Here is an 18,205-nt window from a genome sequence, read left to right as displayed (position 1 = left end):
TAAAAAGGCTTTGGAAAATTTCCTTTCACGAAAAAACATTCTAGCTGCAATACTATTTTTAGTTTTTATTGCTGCCAATAGTTTGTTACTCATTCATGAGTTGTTTTGGTTAGCCTTATTGCCTGTTGTTGGCATAATTGTCTATATACTTTTTGTATCACCTAATTGGTTGTTACTTCTTTTGTCATTACTAACTCCATTGTCTTTTACATTTGAGTTAACTGAGCTTGGCTCTTCTATTAGTTTGCCTACCGAGCCTTTGTTAATGGTTTTAACCGTTGTGTATATTTTAAAAGTACTCATTGAAGGAAAGTTTAACAAGGAGTTACTAAAGCATCCAATCACTATTGCCATATTATTTAACTTGTTTTGGATGCTTATCACATCCATAAGTAGCACAATTCCATTGGTTTCCCTGAAGTTTTTAGCAGCAAGAATTTGGTATGTGGCTGTATTTTATTTTATGGGTGTTGAGCTTTTTAAGAATTACAAATCCTTGAAGCTGTTTATCTGGTTTTTTTCAATTACACTGGTGGTTGCAGTAATTTATACCCTGATCAGGCATTCCCAGCACTTTTTTACGCAAGAATGGGCGAATAAAGTCACTTATCCATTTTTTAAAGATCATACGATCTATGGGGCTATAATAGCTTTGCTTCTTCCTTTTATGATTGGATTTTTTATAGCACCAAAAATATTCAAGTTGAGCAGATTTGAGCGATATTTTGCTGGGATTTTTACTCTTATTCTGATTGTAGGTTTAATCTTTTCTTACACAAGGGCAGCTTGGGTTAGCATCATTATTTCAGCTGCTTTCATGATCATTCTTTTTCTAAGGGTTCGATTCGTTTATCTAATGATAGTAGCATTATTAGCTATTGGTACTACACTTACTTACTGGAGTAAAATCCAAATGAAAATGGATAGGACTGAATCGGTATCTTCTGATGATATGAAAGATCATTTTGAATCGATTTCCAACATTACAACAGATGTTAGCAATACCGAAAGAATCAATCGGTGGATGTCAGCCATTCGAATGTTTAAAGAAAAACCACTATTAGGATGGGGTCCAGGAACTTTTATGTTCAATTATGCGCCCTTTCAATTAGATCGTGAAAAAACAGCTATCAGTACAAATTTTGGAACTTTAGGCAATGCTCATTCAGAATACCTTGGGCCATTATCCGAATCTGGTTTTTTAGGCATGTTATCTTTTATCGTTATTGTTGTTCTGATAATAGCCTATGGAATGAAAATATTTTATAATTCAAATAATAGGCAGATAAAGTATCTGACTTTACTAATATTGTTGTCGTTAACTACCTATCTGTCTCATGGTGTAATGAATAATTTCTTACATACAGATAAGGCTTCGGTGCCATTTTGGGCGCTCATTGCTATGTTAACTGTAATTGATATGCATGCGAATAAACTAACTCAAGCAAATGAAAAAAATTAAGTATTTATTACCCGTATTAGCATTACTCCTTTTTGTTCAGGCCGATATGCCAGCTTACAAGCTATTTAACAAAGAGGGTAAAAAAGCAAAGTTTAAAAATATGATTGAAGATGCATCAAAAGCAGATGTTGTTTTCTTTGGTGAGTTACATAACAATGCTATTGGGCATTGGTTGCAGTTGGAAGTAGCTAAGGCATTGAAAGAAAAAAGTGGCAAATCGCTTATTTTGGGAGCAGAAATGTTCGAAAGCGATCAGCAAATTATTTTATCGGAATACTTAGATGGTATGGTTTCTAGCAGAAACTTTGAATCAGGTACTCATCTTTGGAAAAACTATTCTACGGATTACAAACCTTTGGTAGATTTTGCCAAAGACAATAATTATCCTTTTATTGCAACGAATATTCCCAGAAGATATGCCTCTTATGTGGCAAAAAATGGATTGGATTCATTAAAGCTTAATTTAGATAAACATAGCCAACTGTTTATTGCACCTTTGCCAATAGCTTATGATCCTGAGCTATCTGGTTATAAGGGAATGATGCATGGTGGAGGGATGCCCGGTTTTCCTTATTTGCCACAAGCTCAAGCAATTAAGGATGCAACAATGGCTCATTTTATCAATAAAAACTTGAAGGAAAATAGTTTGTTTCTTCATTTTAATGGTGCTTATCATTCACAGAATTTCGAAGGTATTGTATGGTATTTGAAAAAGTACAATCCAGCTATTAAAATCATGACAATTACTACAGTGGAGCAAGATACGATTGACAGCGTGAAAGAGGATAATCTTAATACCGCAGACTATATTATTGTTGTAGATGGCGACATGACAAAAACCTATTAATTTCTAAAAATCATGAGTAGATTATTTTTATTACTGACTATACTAGTTGTTTTTTCTTCATGTAATTCAAAGAAAAAACAAGCGGAGCGAAATGCTCTGGTTGAGGAAATAAAACTTCAACAAATAGAATTTGAAAAATCATTTGAAACAGGAGAAGTAGATTTTCAGGCAGGGAAGATTCTGTCTGAAAAATATGAACTTTTCGTTTTGGAGTATGCTGATGATTCATTAGCGCCCCATTATTTAATTCAGTTAGGGAATATTTATACTGGTTTATTGGCTGATACGGAAAAAGCCATTGAAAAGTATAAACTCATTCAAGAAAACTATCCTGAAAGCGCTTATGTTCCCTATACTTATTTTATTCTTGCTGATTTGTACAAAACCAAATTGGGGGATTTTGAAAATGCAGAAAAATATTATTCTCTTTTAATTGAGAAATTTCCAAATCACGAGTTTACTTGGCAAGCCCAAATTTTATTAGAAAAACTAAATCTAACTGATGAGGAGCTATTTAATACACTCAACATTGATTCAATCAATGCGGATATTCCCATTGAAGTAGCGAAAAGTATTGAGGAGTAAGCAACAACACAACAACACAACTATTAATTATTAAAAATTATGCAGGAAGTCCTGATTTTGGGTGCTGGTATGGTAGCAAGCCCAATGGTAAAGTATTTATTGGATCATTCATTTGCTATTACTCTGGCCGATGTTGATATTTCGAAAGCAATCAAAATAATAGACAATCATCCAAATGGAAAAGCCAAGCAAATAGATGCTAATGATGAAGAATCGATTGAGAAACTGGCTTCTAAAGTCGATTTAGTAGTATCCTTATTGCCCTTTGCTTATCACCCTAAAATATTAAAGATTTGTATAAAGCTTAAAAAAAACATGGTTACCACTTCCTATTTGAAACCTATCATGAAGGAAATGGAAGCACAAGTTAAAGAAGCTGGAATCATTATGCTAAATGAGGTGGGTGTTGATCCGGGTATCGACCATATGAGTGCAATGCGTTTGATTGATAAAATCCATGATGATGGTGGTGAGATAATTGATTTCTATTCATTCTGTGGCGCTCTACCTGCTCCTGAGGCGATTAATAATCCATTTAAATATCGTTTTTCGTGGAGTCCCAGAGGTGTGTTGTTAGCTGGGAAAAACCCGGCTACCTATAAAGTGGAAAACAAGATTATTGAAGTAAGTGCAAAAAAACTATTTCAAGATTTGAGAATAATTGATTTTAAGGGAGTTGGATCTTTGGAAGTATATCCCAATAGAAATTCTCTGGAGTACATTGATTTGTATGGAGTTTCTGAGGCTACAACCGTAATGAGAGGAACCATTCGTTATCCGGGCTGGAGTGCGATTATTGATTCTATGAAAAAGTTGGATTTATTTTCGGAAGAAATTGTTGAAATAGCAGGCAAAACATATGCAGATCTGCTCGCAGAGCAAATGGGTGTTAAAAATACAGATAAACTGAAATTAGATTTGGCAGCTTATCTGGGAATAGATGTGACATCCAATGTTATTGTAGCTATAGATTATGCTGGATATTTTAGTAATCAGCCTATCAATAAAAATACAAATAGCTGGTTTGATATTTCTGCTGATTTGATGATCAGTAAAATGATTCTCAACAAGTCAGAAAAGGATATGATTGTTATGATGCATTGTTTCAAATACAAGGCTTCTGATGGTGACATACGTTTTATTAAGGCTACTTTAAAGGAGTTTGGTGATGATAAGAATACTGCTGTTGCAAGAACAGTTGCATTGCCAGCAGCCATTTCGGTGAGAATGATTCTAGAAGGAAAAATCAAGTTAAAAGGTGTTTTTATTCCAAACATTCCAGAAATTTATAATCCGGTATTAGATGAATTAGAAACAATGGGTATACGGATGCATGAGGAATTTGATTGCAAAGAACACAGCATTCGGACAATTTAGTGGTATAATTCTTGTGATTTGCTGATTCAATCTGCCTTATTATGCTAAGAAAAAAGATTTCCATTTTTGCCGTATTGATTGCCATAGGTTTTTTTGCATTTGCGCAAGATGACTTTTACCGATCGGATCGAGATGAAGAAGAACCTTCCTTTAAAGATAGGATACATCTCGGAGGCGGTGCGGGCGTGCAGTTCGGTAATAGGACTGTTATTGAAATAAGCCCCAAATTAGCTATTGAAATTACGGATAAATTGTATGTAGGACTTGGCGTTAGTTATAGTTATTACAAGATTAACCTGGATAGGATTTACGGTTCTGGAGGTCTTTATCAGACAAGTATTTATGGAGGTTCGGTATTTGCCAATTATCTTTTATTGAAAAATGTTTTTGCACATGCTGAGTACGAAGCGTTGAATTTCGAGCAATATGATAATCTTGCACAGGAATTCAACCGAAGGTGGATAGGAAGCTTTTTAGTAGGAGGAGGATATAGACAATATTTTAATAATGAGAAATCCTATTTGCAAGTAATGCTTCTTTATAACCTGAACTTTCAACCCAACTCTCCATATTCCAGTCCATTGGTGCCCAGAGTACAGATTTATTTTTGATCAAAAGGATTTTGTAAATTAGCCTCTTCTTAAATAATGTTATCTCAGGATTGTGAAGCTCAGAGAAGTCCTTATTATTTTCTTTCTATTCGTTATTTATTTATTATTTCCATCCGCTAACCCAACAACGGATTCATGGTATTATGCTGCTTGTGTGAAACATGGACAGGATTTATTTCTACCTCATCACTTATTGTATAATGCGCTGAACTATGGGTTTTATGAAATACTACTTTTTTTAGGTATTCATGTTGGTGCATTAGCTTTTATGCAAGCCTTTAATGCAGTTATTGCTGCTCTTTGCCTTGTCGTTTTTCATAAAATACTATTGATCTTAAAGTTGAAGGAGCGGAATATAGGAGGTTTTATCTTAATAGCAGGATCTAGTTTTGTCTTCATTCGTTTTGCAACTGAAAACGAAACATATCTACTAGCACTTTTCTTCTCGCTGATCGCAACGGTTTTCTTTATTTCAGATGCTAAGAAGAGTAAGCACAAAATTCTCTTATCCGGATTTTTTGCCGCATTGGCTTGCCTGTTTCATCAATTACATTTTTTCTGGTGGTTGGCATTTCTGCTAAGCTTGTTTTTTTATCAAAGAAATTTCAAGACAATTTTTCGATTTTTAATCACAGCTACCATTGTTCCTGTTGTTTACTATTTGGTTCTTATAGGACATGTAAAAGAAAGTGGAGTTAACTCTTTGGTTCAATTTGTATTTTATGAATACTTTCAAGGTGTCAGCACATCTTTTTCAATTGGCTATCTCAAATTTGGTATAGTGAATTTTGCCAGGTCTTTCATTCAAATTCATGGTCAGATAATTTCTTTAATCAGCTATAATTGGGTTTTTGCTATTCCAGCATTTTTCGCCTTACTATTTGCAGTCATTGGGCTAAGTCGAAAACGCTTAGCTGTTAAAGAGAATTTGCTAATTAAAGAGCATCGATTTCTTTTTATTCTGATCTTTCTTTTGCAGCTATTATTTGCCTTTTATTCTTATGGTAATGCTGAATTTATGCTCATGTTACCACTCTTATTATTATTGGTTTCAACATCTTTTATTCATTTCAATAGCAAGTCATTATATTGGATTGCTGCTTCTCTTTTGATCTGGAATTTATCTTTTTCAATAGTACCGAATAGCAAAATGCATTTAAATGCTGATGAATTCCTAATCACCAAAGTAATTGAAAAGGACAGCGATTTGTTTATTATTCAAAATTCTCAAAGGTTAGAAAATCGAGTTTATTACGAACATGAGTACTATCCAAACAATATTATTAGATCGCCATTTTCGTTTCAGGAAAGAGGAAGAGATTTGGATTCTTTAAGGCATATTATTGCTGATGGATTGAGCTGTGGGAAAAATATTTACACTGACTGTTTGAATTTGCTGCCTCTGGATCGATCATTTCTATTGAGTAAAAAAGTGAACGAAAATTTCTTTAATGCCTATCAAATAGATAAATCAGACTCCTTTAGTGTAGTGGGAGAAGAGTTCTATTTATTCAAAGTCACCAGATAAAAAAAAAGCGACCCTAAGGTCGCTTGTACAAACTCTTCATTTCAATATTTTAGCTGCATCCTAAACTATTGCCACAATTTAAACATTTGTAGCAGGTACCATTACGTACTGTAATATGTCCACAAGTATCGCAAGGAGGAGCATCGCCCATTAAATTTGTTAACTGAGCTGTTGGACTCGAAAGTGTTTGCTCATTTGATTTAACAGGATTATCGCTATTGCTTACTGTAATCAATTCAGGCTTGGGTAAAGTGTCAATACTTTCAAGTGTTTCGTTCGAAAGTGTGTTTAATGCAAATTGCGTTTTGATTTCTTCTGGTTTTACTTGCACTAAATCAGTTCTGTTTAAATATTCGAAAGCAAGTAACCTCAGCACATAATCAATTATTGATGTTGCATATTTGATGTTGGCATGATCTACGTTTCCAGATGGTTCAAATCGGGTAAAAGTAAATTTATCAACATATTCTTCCAGTGGAACTCCATATTGTAAGCCTAAAGAAATTGCTATAGCAAATGAGTTTAGCATGGATCTAAAAGCAGCTCCTTCCTTGTGCATATCAATAAATACTTCGCCCAATGTTCCGTCACTGTATTCACCGGTGCGAACAAATATTGTTTGTCCACCTATTTTAGCTTTTTGGGTGAAACCATTTCTTTTACTTGGAAGTCGTTTTCTTTCAACAATTCGTGATAACTCTCTTTTAAATTTAGTATCCTTCGACTTATGAATCAGGTTTTGTGCTGCTTCTAAAACTTGCTCCTGTGTAAGTTCGTCTATTGTATATGAGTTTTCAGTTACCTCTTCTTTTTTATCATCTGATTTAGCTGATAACGGCTGACTTAATTTGCTGCCATCTCGATATAAAGCAATAGCTTTTAATCCGAGTTTCCATGATTCATTGTAACATTCCTGAATCTCTTCTTGTGTAGATTCATTTGGGAAGTTTACAGTTTTTGAAATAGCACCTGAAATAAATGATTGTGCAGATGACATGACATTAACATGACCCATTGGATGAATAAAGCGTTTTCCTGTTTTTCCATTTTTGTTGGCTGTATCGAATACGGCCAAATGCTTTTCTTTTAGTCCTGGAGCTCCTTCAATGGTGCCTGTTCCGCAAATATATAAAGTAGCAAGTTCAATTTCCTTATTGGTAAAACCAAGCTCTTTAAGTAGATTAAAGCCCGGACTTAAATATTGTTTTTTACCAAAGCCTAATCTCTCTAAATTATCTTCATCCAAATTAAAATGTGTGAAAACATTCGTTAGTTCAAAACTGGCTTTTAAATTTTCTTCGAGTTTTTTTAATTCATCAAAAGAAAAACCTTTCGACATTAACGACTCGTAATTAATAAATGGAGAATCTTTAAAACTTGCAGTTCCAACTGTGTGATTGATAATTGCCTTTATAGCTTTTTCGCTGTATTCTAGTTTTTCAAGAGCAGGCGGAATACTCTGATTAATTATTTTGAAATATCCACCTCCTGAAAGTTTCTTAAACTTAACCAAAGCGAAATCTGGCTCAATACCTGTTGTGTCGCAATCCATGATTAGGCCAATTGTGCCCGTTGGAGCTAATACAGTAGTCTGAGCATTCCGATAACCATATTCTTCACCAAGTTGTAAGGCGTTATCCCAACTTTCTCCTGCGGCTTTTAATAAGTAGTCAGGGCAGTATTTTGGATCAATTGCCCGAGGTTTAATTTCAATTCCTTCGTAGGCATCGTTTGTATTATAAGCAGCATATCTGTGGTTACGAATAACCCGAAGCATATGCTCTTTATTTTTGTCATATTCTTTAAAGGCACCAATATATTTGGCCATTTCTGCACTAGTTGCATAAGATGTGCCTGTAAGTATGGCGGTTAATGCTCCGGTTAAACCATAAGCTTCTTCACTATCGTAAGGAATGCCTTTAACCATTAAAAGAGAACCGATGTTCGCATAACCCAGTCCTAATGTTCTGTAATTATATGAAAGTTCAGCAACCTCTTTTGATGGGAATTGAGCCATTAAAACCGAAATCTCAAGAACAACTGTCCAAATACGAATCGCATGTTGATAACCTGTTACATCAAATTCGCCAGTGGTCTCATTATAAAACTTTCTTAGGTTTAAGGAGGCCAAATTACAAGCTGTATTATCTAAAAACATGTATTCTGAACATGGATTTGATCCGCGAATTTTACCTCCCTCAGGACATGTATGCCATTCGTTGATGGTGCTATCATATTGAACACCAGGGTCAGCACACGACCATGCTGCTTTTGAAACCTGATCCCAAAGGTCTTTGGCTTTAACTGTTTTAACAACTTTGCCAGAAGTTCTTTCAATTAAATCCCAATCTGTATCTTGTTCCACAGCACTCAAAAACTCATTGGATACACGAATCGAGTTATTTGAATTTTGTCCGGATACAGTTCTGTAAGCATCACCCTCATAATCGGAGGAATAACCTGCTTCAATTAGGGCTGCAACTTTGCGCTCTTCTTCAACTTTCCAATTAATAAAATCTTCAACTTCTGGATGATCTACATCAAGAATAACCATTTTAGCAGCTCTGCGTGTGGTTCCTCCTGACTTAATGGCTCCTGCAGCACGATCGCCAACCTGGAGGAAAGACATTAATCCACTGGACTGACCACCACCTGAAAGTTTCTCTTTATTTGATCGGATATTAGAATAATTTGTTCCAACACCTGAACCATATTTGAAAATTCGTGCTTCACGAACCCACAAGTCCATAATTCCACCCTGATTAACTAAATTGTCATCAACAGATAGAATAAAACATGCATGTGGTTGTGGCCTCTCGTAGGCTGATTTTGATTTTTGAACTTTCTCAGTTGCAGGGTCTACATAGTAATGCCCTTGTGCATGGCCTTTGATATTATAGGATCTGTATAATCCTGTGTTAAACCATTGTGGAGAGTTGGGTGCTGCATACTGTCCCAACAGCATAAATACGATTTCATCATAAAATACCTGAGCATCTTTTTTTGAATTAAAATAATCATGCTCCAAACCCCAGAACATCCAGTCGTTGGCCATTCGGTGAACAACTTGTTTGACAGAATTTTCCCTTCCTGTGGAACCATCTTTTTGAGGAACGCCAGCTTTTCGTAAATACTTTTGAGCAAGTATATCCGTTGCCACTTGCGACCAATTGCTGGGAGCTTCGATGTTTTTCATCTCAAAAAGTACTTCCCCATTCGGATTACGAATAACGGATGAACGAGTTTCATATTTATACTGTTCAATTGGACCGCTTTTATCGGATGTATAATATCTGCTAAATTTTAATCCTTTTGAGTTTGAGTCGAGATGTATCATATTTGAATTTGCGCTTTTGTTCAATACAGTTTTGGTTAGTAAATTATTCGCCAAACGTTCTAAAATATAACCCGATAAATTTCAGAGGGATTTTTGACGAATATCAAATGTAATTTCTCTATTTCTCAAAAGAAAAAATTCTTTTCAACATGTGAGATAATGATCGTAAGAAGTAGGCAATCAGGCGTGTGGGTTGTTGATCTTATATGTGGGTTTTTATTAAATGACTAATATTGATGTATTTAGATTTTAGTGTCAAAAATGTGTGCTGTTGATAACTTATTAATAACTAATTAGGTGTAAAAATACCTAATGTTAATTAAGTTTTGATTATCAATAACTGGCAAAATTATTAACAAATTGTGAACCTAAATGTCACAAGAGATTACAGCTTCTCCTTGCTAACATTTTAGCTAGTTATGAGAGTTCGTTGCAAAGGTTATTTTGAGTAATCCTACCAAATGCTATCCCAAGCTCAAGTTAATATTTTGATTCAATATGGTTGAAAAGATTATCATCGGATAGAAAGCTAAAAAAAATTATCTTTGTTAAACAATCTAGCTTATATTTATAGTCAGTAATATGATTCTAATCGAAAAACTTATTAAGGAAAGTAAATCAAAAGGTGAAAAACTTTTTGCCTGGTTGATAGATCCTGATAAGTTAAGTGAAGAATTATTGGTGTCTCAATTAGAAATTGCCAAGCAAAACTGTCCCGATTTGATTTTTTTAGGTGGAAGCTTAATGATAGAAAATCAGATTGATCGCTTTATTGAAATCATCAAGCAACATTTGACAATTCCTGTTATTTTATTTCCCGGCAGTACCAACCAAGTTAATGATCATGCAGATGGAATATTGTTTTTGTCTTTAATCTCAGGCAGAAATGCGGATTATTTGATCGGACGCCATGTCGAAGTTGCTTATATGCTAAAGCAAAGCCAGCTACAAGTGTTACCAACAGGATACATTATTGTAGATTCTGGCGTTCCAACAACTGCATCCTATATTAGCAATACATTTCCACTCCCTTACAACAAACCTGATATTGCTGTCAGCACGGCATTAGCTGGTGAATTACTTGGGCTTCGTTTTATTTTTCTGGATGGAGGTAGCGGGGCATTAAAGCCTGTATCAGCAGAAATGATTCAGGCTGTTAGCAATCATGTTGAACTTCCTGTAATTGTTGGCGGTGGCATCAGAAAATCAGATGATATGAAAAAAGCATTTCTTGCAGGTGCAGATGTTGTTGTTGTTGGAAATTGCATAGAAAATAATCCTGAATTGTTGAAAGATTTCTACCTTACAGCAAAATCATTTGACACAAAACAATCATAAAGAAACCACTTAGGCTTTATGGCTCGAAATACACACTCTACCAAAAATACCTTCAAATCGGATATAAAGGAATCTAAGAAAAAACGAAAAGTAAAATTTTCCTTTCCTCCTGAAAACAGAGAACGAGTAAAGAAAATAGTCGGATTGACATTTCTGACATTTTCCATATTTTTATTATATGCCTTTACTTCTTTTTTATTCAATTGGAAATTTGATCAGGATTTGGTCAAGGACCTACAATCCTTGGTTTTAAGTTTCAAAGAATTAAAGCCGGGACTTGCCGAAAATGGAACCGGACTAATTGGTGCTTATTTTTCGCATTTATTTATGGCCAGATGGTTTGGGGTGGCATCCTACTTTTTTATTTTTATTTTCTTTATCGTTGGGTTTAAATTGTTTTTTGATTTTGCACTAGTTCCTATTCGCAAAACAATATCGTCCGTACTTTTTGTTATTTTCTGGATTTCAGCATTTCTGGGCCTATTGCTACATCAAACTGCCGATCTGATTGCTGGTGGTTTTGGGATTTATGCACAACTATGGTTGAAAAGTGTTTTTGGAACATTTGGAGCCGTGGTCGTTTTGATTTTCGTTGCTTTATTATTTCTGATCATCCGTTTTAATTTCGTTTTCAAGTTGCCAGTCAGGAAAAAAGAAGTCCTAGATACTAGTGAAGATGTGGTTGAGGAAGAAACCCCCAAACAGAATGATGCGCATGTTGAAGAAGAAATTGACTTAATAATTCCTGTCATCGAAGAAGAAAAGAAAGATACAGAAGTCAAAATAGAGGAAGGTGTTAAGCAAAAATTCGAAGAAGTTGAATTTGAGGTTGAAGTAAAATTGGATGAGGAAACAATTAAAAATGGTGAGAAACCCAAAAAACCAGATGAGCTTCCTCCATATGATCCTACTTTAGATTTATCCAATTACAATTATCCTCCTTTGGATTTATTAAATGATTATGATGAAGCTGAAACATCCATAAATAGCGCAGAGTTAGAGGAAAGGAAAAATCTGATCATTCAGACTTTAAGGAATTATGGTATAGAGATTGAAAAAATTAAGGCTACCGTTGGATCTACTGTTACACTGTATGAAATTATTCCTGCAGCGGGTATTCGGATATCAAAAATTAAGAATCTGGAAGATGATATCGCGCTTAGTTTAGCAGCGCTTGGTATTCGAATTATTGCACCCATTCCTGGTAAAGGAACAGTGGGTATTGAAGTGCCAAATACAAAGCCGGAAATTGTTTCAGCAAAATCAGTTTTAGGTTCTTTTAAATTCCGTAATGCGAATATGGAGCTTCCTTTTGTTTTAGGAAAGACAATTGCCAATGAAGTTTTTATTGCAGATTTAACCAAAATGCCCCATTTATTGATTGCTGGAGCAACAGGGCAAGGTAAATCAGTTGGTTTAAACGTAATTATTGCATCCTTACTTTATAAAAAACACCCTGCACAAATTAAGTTTGTGATGGTTGACCCAAAAAAGGTTGAGCTAAGCATATTCCAGAAAATTGAAAACCATTTCCTAGCTAAATTACCTGATAATGATAATGCTATTATCACTGATGTGACACAGGTAGTTGAAACCCTTACCTCTTTAACTATTGAGATGGATGCCCGTTATATGTTGCTTAAAGATGCGCATGTGCGGAATATTGTCGAGTATAATAAGAAATTTATTGCCAGAAGATTAAATCCAAAAGAAGGTCATCGTTTTCTTCCTTATATTGTATTGGTAGTGGATGAACTAGCTGATTTAATGATGACTGCGGGAAAGGAAGTAGAGATGCCAATAGCCAGATTAGCTCAATTAGCTCGAGCTATAGGAATTCATTTGATTTTGGCAACTCAGCGTCCTTCAGTTAATATCATTACAGGAACCATTAAGGCAAATTTCCCAGCACGTATTGCTTTTAAGGTAAGTGCAACAGTTGATTCTCGAACAATTTTGGATTCAAAAGGTGCAGAGCAATTAGTGGGTAGGGGAGATATGCTATTTTCTGCTGGAAGTGATGTAACTCGAATTCAATGTGCTTTTATTGATACTCCTGAAGTTGAGAATGTGGTTGACTTCATTTCCAAGCAACAAGCTTATGCAACAGCACATATTTTACCTGAAGTAAAATCTGAAAACGAATTAGGAGTAGGAGAAACAGACTTAAATGACCTCGATGCGCTTTTCGAAGATGCAGCTAGAATAGTTGTACAACATCAACAAGGGTCAACATCTTTGCTACAGAGGCGTTTGAAATTGGGCTATAACAGAGCCGGAAGAATAATTGATCAGTTAGAAAGTGCAGGCATTGTCGGGCCTTTTGAAGGTTCCAAGGCCAGAGCTGTTTTAATTGTTGATGAATATGCCTTGGAACAGTTTTTGAGAGATTTCCGATCTAACCCCTGATACAATGAATGTTTCGAAACCCATCAGCATACTGATTTTAATTTTATCAACTTTTACGCTCAGTGCGCAGAATTCTCAAGAGTTGGCAAAAGAAATTATTCTGAAATCAGTTTCCAAATACAAACAATATAAAACAGCCTATTTCACATTTGATTATATACTCGAAAACAGAGGCGAAGATTATAAAGAGGAGCAATCGGGGCATGTTTATTTAAATGATGGAAAGTTTCATTTAAGTGTTGGCGACCAGATTATAATTTCGGATAAAAAAACAGTTTGGACTTATATGAAAGAGGTTAATGAGGTTCAAATTAGCAATTACAACCCTGATGAATTAGAAATTGATCCTTCCCAAATTTTCACCATGTGGGAAAATGGATATCTATACCGGATTGTCGAAGAGTTAGTCTATAATAACAAAAACTGTAGTTTGATTGAACTGACTCCTGAAAATAAAAGTTTGTCTTACTTCAAGGTAAAATTATTAGTAGAAAAACAAACAGGAGATATTTATAAAATTCAAACATTTTATAAGAATAGTGGGTTAATTTTAACATTTGTAATTAAAACGGTTACTAAAAATCCTAAACTCAGCGAAAAACTCTTTGCTTTTGATACGAAGAAATATGTTGGTATCGAAATCGTAGACTTAACAAACTAGTTCCCCAATTCCCAAATCGATTTCTTATTAATCAATTCTTATTTTTGCTATTCAATTAAATAGAAATACAAAGTATGTCATTTAACAGTAAAGGAATTGTCATTGTTAGCTTGCTGATTGCCAGCCTATTTGTATCGTGTAGTAAAAAGTCATATTACCAAATTCAAGGTGCAACCATGGGTACCTACTATCATATTACATTCGAATCGGAGAGGAGTAAAGGAGTGCAGGAAGCAATTGATGAGGCATTGATAGCGGTAAATAATTCTTTGTCAACTTACATTCCGGAATCAACCATTTCCAGAATCAACAAAGCATCAAAGCCCATTGAAGTAGATTCTTTTTTTGAGGAAGTTTTTATTGCGGCAAAGGAAGTGTTTCAACAAACAAATGGTGCTTTTGACCCAACCGTTATGCCACTGGTTAATGCATGGGGTTTTGGTTTCGACACATTAAACCATGTCGATTCACTGGTTATCGATAGCCTAATGAATTATGTCGGGTTTGACAAGGTAAATCTCCATGATGGTAAAATAATCAAGGACAATCCTAATATCATGCTTGATTTTTCGGCTATTGCCAAAGGTTATGGTGTTGATGTAATTGCAGAACTACTTGAATCTTTCGGTATTGAAAATTATATGGTGGAAATTGGTGGCGAAGTTCGAGTAAAAGGACTTAATCCAAAAAGTATTGTCTGGCGTGTAGCCATTGAGCAACCAATTGACAACAAAACCAAAAGTCAGGTTTTTGATAAATATGTATCCTTATCGAATAAGTCAATAGCCACTTCGGGTAATTACAGGAATTTTTACATGAAGCAAGGAAATAAAATTGCGCATACAATCAATCCTAAAACTGGCTATCCCATTATTAATGATTTGTTAAGTGCAACTGTATTGCATGACAAATGCATGATAGCTGATGCATACGCTACAGCCTTTATGGTGTTAGGTTCTGAAAAATCAATTATTGTTTTAGATAAATCTGAAAGTCTGATGACTTATCTTATTTCACGAGAAGAGGATAATGATTATTGTACGTATGAGTTATTGGATATGATTCAACTGATTAGTGAGTAACATGCTGATGATGTAGCTTGTGCTCATTGTCATCTGCGCTACACTGCATAGGTCCTTTATTACAACCCTCACAATCAAGTCCCTTTTCATGCATGAGTCTGTGTTTTGCAGTACAGGATTTTTCCAGCTTGCCTTTCTTTTTAAATACTGCTTTGATATTTAATAGGAACACGGCTAAACCGATGAGTATGATAAATAGAACTAATTGCTTAATGAACATCATAATTTTTATGCAAAATTAAACGGATAATTTAAATTGAGGATATTTATTCTTGATCTTTAGCTTGTTATTTGACAATCTTTGTGAATCGAAAGAAATTTCAAAAGGAGTATATGGAAGATAAATTAGCAGCGCTAGCTAAAGTGCTCGAAACCATGGATACATTAAGAGGTCAATGTCCCTGGGATAAAAAACAAACGATACAAACACTTCGATCCTTAACGATTGAAGAAACCTATGAGTTGTCGGAAGCTATTCAGCAGCAAAGTTGGGATAAAATCAGAGAAGAATTAGGAGATCTGCTTCTACACATTGCATTTTATGCGAAAATTGGAGAAGAGGAGAAAAAATTTACCATTAAGGATGTTGCAAATGATTTGGTAGAGAAACTGGTTGAGCGTCATCCGCATATTTACGCTGATGTGATCGTTGAAAACGACCAAGATGTGAAAGATAATTGGGAAAAGATAAAAACCCAGAATGGAAATAAAACGACCTTGGGAGGTGTACCAAATAGCCTTCCTTCCATGATTAAAGCAATTCGTATTCAGGATAAAGCCAGAGGAGTTGGCTTCGACTGGGACCACAAAGAGCAGGTATGGGATAAAACGCTTGAAGAACTGAATGAATTCAAAGTGGAGATTGATGCGCACATTCAAGATCAGGACAAACTGGAAGCTGAATTTGGAGATATTCTTTTCTCAATAGTCAATTTGGCTCGTTTTTACAACATCAATCCCGATGATGCATTAGAAAAGACAAACAGGAAGTTCATTGGACGTTTCAACAAAATGGAGAAAGCAATCAAAGCAGAAAGTAAAAGTTTAAGCAATATGCCTTTGGTAGAAATGGAGGAATATTGGCAAAGGGCGAAAAAAAAAGCCCTGAGGGATTAGGACAGGGCTTTTTAGATTAAACTGGATTTAAAGTTTAATTATCAACTCTGCTAAGTTCAATATAATTATTATCTGCAAAAATATAAAGGATAAGCACATCATTTGCATTAGCTGTCCACGCACCACTTAGTTTAAAGTTGCCACTATCAGCGATTGTGGAAGGATTTGTATCAGATCCTCCAATTATATAAATTACTTGACCTGCAACTGGATTATCAATATCAGTAATAACTGTAGCTCCTGTGTTCGCTGATGTAATAAAAATATTACCACCTGAAACATCGGGAGTTACATCATCAGTTACAATGGTTACTGCTTTCTGAACAAAGGTGCCATTAACATCTAATTTACCAGTTGGTGTTGATGTGCCAATTCCTATATTAGCATCCAAAATATTTACCTCATCGGTTGTTTGATCATCAAATTCTATTCTGCCTGCAGATGCACCTAAACCTAACCAATCGTCATCAGCCGAGGAATTTGAAAAAGCATCACCAACTGTCATAGATCCTACAGATGAAATATCACCACTGCCTGCGCCAGCGGTTACCCAGCTCAACGCTCCACTACCACTGGTTGATAAAATCTGACCACTACTTCCATCTGCTGCTGGTAGGGTATAGGTTACATCACCAGATTGGGCTTGTGCTTTAAACGCAGTATAATTATTGGAAGAACTGTAAAATCCATCTGTAGAATTTGTATTAGGTTCAACAAATCTAAGTTCAGAAGAAGCATTGTTTAAGTTATCCAGAATAATATGACCGTTGATTCCATAGAAAGCAATGTCTAAAGCTGTTCCTCCAGTTCCGGCATTATAGTCCCATGCCCAACCTTGAACTCCAATATTAATGCTAGAGGAAGTTAATCCATAACAACTACCTGAAACACCAACATTGTTTACGTCTGCAACAGACATCTGTCCTGAAACTCCTGCATTAAAATAGCTTCCAGCATTATTAGCTACTCCATAAACACCAACGTTAGAATAACTATTTGAGGAGGCATATCCATTAACTCCATAGTTGTATTTTGTTCCAGAACTTACTGTTCCAGTACTTTTCCCATTTACACCAAAGTTATATATTCCAGAAGCTGTAGTATTGCCATAAACTCCAAAGTTGTCCGTAGTTGCTCCCGTACCCAAACCATAAACACCAATATTGTCATCAGCTCCCGATCCATCTGCTTGACCAAAAAGACCATAATTGTCTCCAGAAGTTGTTGAAACCTGAGCTCCTATTGCTCTGTTAGAGCTTGTTTTAGTGAAAAAATGGAAATTGCTATTAGCTGTTTGTCCAACATAAATATTCCCTGAATTAAGAATTGTCATAGCTTCAGTAGCTCCATTGTTTCCAACCAAAAAGTGCATATCAGCTCCGCTTGCTCCTACACCTGAAGTTGTTTTTAAGTACAAGTCGGAAGTTGTTCCTGAGCCTCCAATAATCAAAGGACTTGTAATGGAAGTTGTGAATGTAGGTGAAGTGCCAAATACCAACACACCGCTTCCGGTTTCATCAGATATAACACCTGAAATTCCTGACGAGGATGTTGTAGCTGTAATTGATGAAGTTCCATTTCCTAGTAAAAGCCCCGTGAGTGTTGCCGCACCAGTACCCCCTTGAGCAACAGTTAACGGTGTTGTGAGCCCCGTTAAACTGGTTATATCACTATTGGCACCCGCAGCACTAATCCGAACCCAAGCAGCACTATTCCAATAATAACAGCCTGGTGTTACATTTCCAGTGCTAGCTGTATTATATACAATAAGAGAAGTAGCAGGACTTGACACTGGTGAAGCTGAAGAAGTATTTGTTAAGGCAATCCTCGGAAATAACAACCCTTTAGTTGT

The 18,205-nt window shown here is 35.4% G+C and carries 14 protein-coding genes; 11 read left to right on the top strand and 3 right to left on the bottom strand.

From position 1 onward, the window contains the following. Nucleotides 1–10 precede the first annotated feature (10 nt). The 6 genes from HOG71_12690 to HOG71_12665 are packed head-to-tail and all read left to right on the top strand — an operon-like array spanning nt 11 to nt 6,410. Nucleotides 11–1,462, top strand: coding sequence for an O-antigen ligase family protein (locus HOG71_12690; protein ID MBT5991702.1), 1,452 nt, complete (start codon nt 11–13; stop codon nt 1,460–1,462). After that, nucleotides 1,449–2,309 (top strand): ChaN family lipoprotein, encoded by an 861-nt coding sequence (locus tag HOG71_12685; GenBank protein MBT5991701.1) that lies wholly within the window; start codon nt 1,449–1,451, stop codon nt 2,307–2,309. The genes HOG71_12690 and HOG71_12685 overlap by 14 nt, the downstream gene beginning before the upstream one ends. Nucleotides 2,310–2,321: 12 nt before the next feature. Further along, entirely contained in the window at nt 2,322–2,894 is a 573-nt protein-coding gene (locus HOG71_12680) for a tetratricopeptide repeat protein (protein MBT5991700.1), read from the top strand. 39 nt (nt 2,895–2,933) lie between these two features. Further along, nucleotides 2,934–4,271 carry a saccharopine dehydrogenase gene (locus tag HOG71_12675; GenBank protein MBT5991699.1) on the top strand — a complete coding sequence of 446 codons (1,338 nt, stop codon included), beginning with the start codon at nt 2,934–2,936 and terminating at the stop codon, nt 4,269–4,271. A gap of 41 nt (nt 4,272–4,312) precedes the next feature. Then, nucleotides 4,313–4,882 carry a hypothetical protein gene (locus HOG71_12670; protein MBT5991698.1) on the top strand — a complete coding sequence of 190 codons (570 nt, stop codon included), beginning with the start codon at nt 4,313–4,315 and terminating at the stop codon, nt 4,880–4,882. 52 nt (nt 4,883–4,934) lie between these two features. Beyond that, nucleotides 4,935–6,410 (top strand): hypothetical protein, encoded by a 1,476-nt coding sequence (locus tag HOG71_12665; GenBank protein MBT5991697.1) that lies wholly within the window; start codon nt 4,935–4,937, stop codon nt 6,408–6,410. A 49-nt stretch (nt 6,411–6,459) separates the two neighbouring features. On the opposite strand, the gene HOG71_12660 is transcribed toward HOG71_12665, so the two are convergent. Next, on the bottom strand, nt 6,460–9,747 hold the full coding sequence (locus HOG71_12660; protein MBT5991696.1) for a vitamin B12-dependent ribonucleotide reductase: 3,288 nt from the start codon (nt 9,745–9,747) through the stop codon (nt 6,460–6,462). 582 nt (nt 9,748–10,329) lie between these two features. Between HOG71_12660 and HOG71_12655 the strand changes: the two genes are divergently transcribed. From HOG71_12655 to HOG71_12640, 4 genes are all read left to right on the top strand, one after another. Beyond that, nucleotides 10,330–11,085 carry a geranylgeranylglyceryl/heptaprenylglyceryl phosphate synthase gene (locus HOG71_12655; GenBank protein ID MBT5991695.1) on the top strand — a complete coding sequence of 252 codons (756 nt, stop codon included), beginning with the start codon at nt 10,330–10,332 and terminating at the stop codon, nt 11,083–11,085. Nucleotides 11,086–11,103: 18 nt separating this feature from the next. Continuing rightward, on the top strand, nt 11,104–13,494 hold the full coding sequence (locus tag HOG71_12650; GenBank protein ID MBT5991694.1) for a DNA translocase FtsK: 2,391 nt from the start codon (nt 11,104–11,106) through the stop codon (nt 13,492–13,494). Nucleotides 13,495–13,498: 4 nt separating this feature from the next. Next, entirely contained in the window at nt 13,499–14,155 is a 657-nt protein-coding gene (locus tag HOG71_12645; protein MBT5991693.1) for an outer membrane lipoprotein carrier protein LolA, read from the top strand. Between the two features lie 74 nt (nt 14,156–14,229). Then, nucleotides 14,230–15,237 carry an FAD:protein FMN transferase gene (locus HOG71_12640; protein ID MBT5991692.1) on the top strand — a complete coding sequence of 336 codons (1,008 nt, stop codon included), beginning with the start codon at nt 14,230–14,232 and terminating at the stop codon, nt 15,235–15,237. On the opposite strand, the gene HOG71_12635 is transcribed toward HOG71_12640, so the two are convergent. Beyond that, nucleotides 15,227–15,460 carry a hypothetical protein gene (locus HOG71_12635; protein MBT5991691.1) on the bottom strand — a complete coding sequence of 78 codons (234 nt, stop codon included), beginning with the start codon at nt 15,458–15,460 and terminating at the stop codon, nt 15,227–15,229. The two genes, HOG71_12640 and HOG71_12635, sit on opposite strands and share 11 nt — an antisense overlap. Before the next feature lie 110 nt (nt 15,461–15,570). On the opposite strand from HOG71_12635, the gene mazG reads away from it, so the two are divergent. Then, on the top strand, nt 15,571–16,353 hold the full coding sequence (gene mazG, locus HOG71_12630; GenBank protein MBT5991690.1) for a nucleoside triphosphate pyrophosphohydrolase: 783 nt from the start codon (nt 15,571–15,573) through the stop codon (nt 16,351–16,353). Between the two features lie 34 nt (nt 16,354–16,387). On the opposite strand, the gene HOG71_12625 is transcribed toward mazG, so the two are convergent. Continuing rightward, nucleotides 16,388–18,205, bottom strand: a 1,818-nt coding sequence (locus HOG71_12625; GenBank protein ID MBT5991689.1) for a hypothetical protein, incomplete at its 5' end; no start/stop codon positions are given.

This window comes from Bacteroidota bacterium (genome assembly GCA_018698135.1).
Classification (GTDB): domain Bacteria; phylum Bacteroidota; class Bacteroidia; order CAILMK01; family JAAYUY01; genus JABINZ01.
The sequence above is the reverse complement of the archived record's forward strand: the minus strand, read 5'-3'. Positions and strand labels throughout refer to the sequence as shown.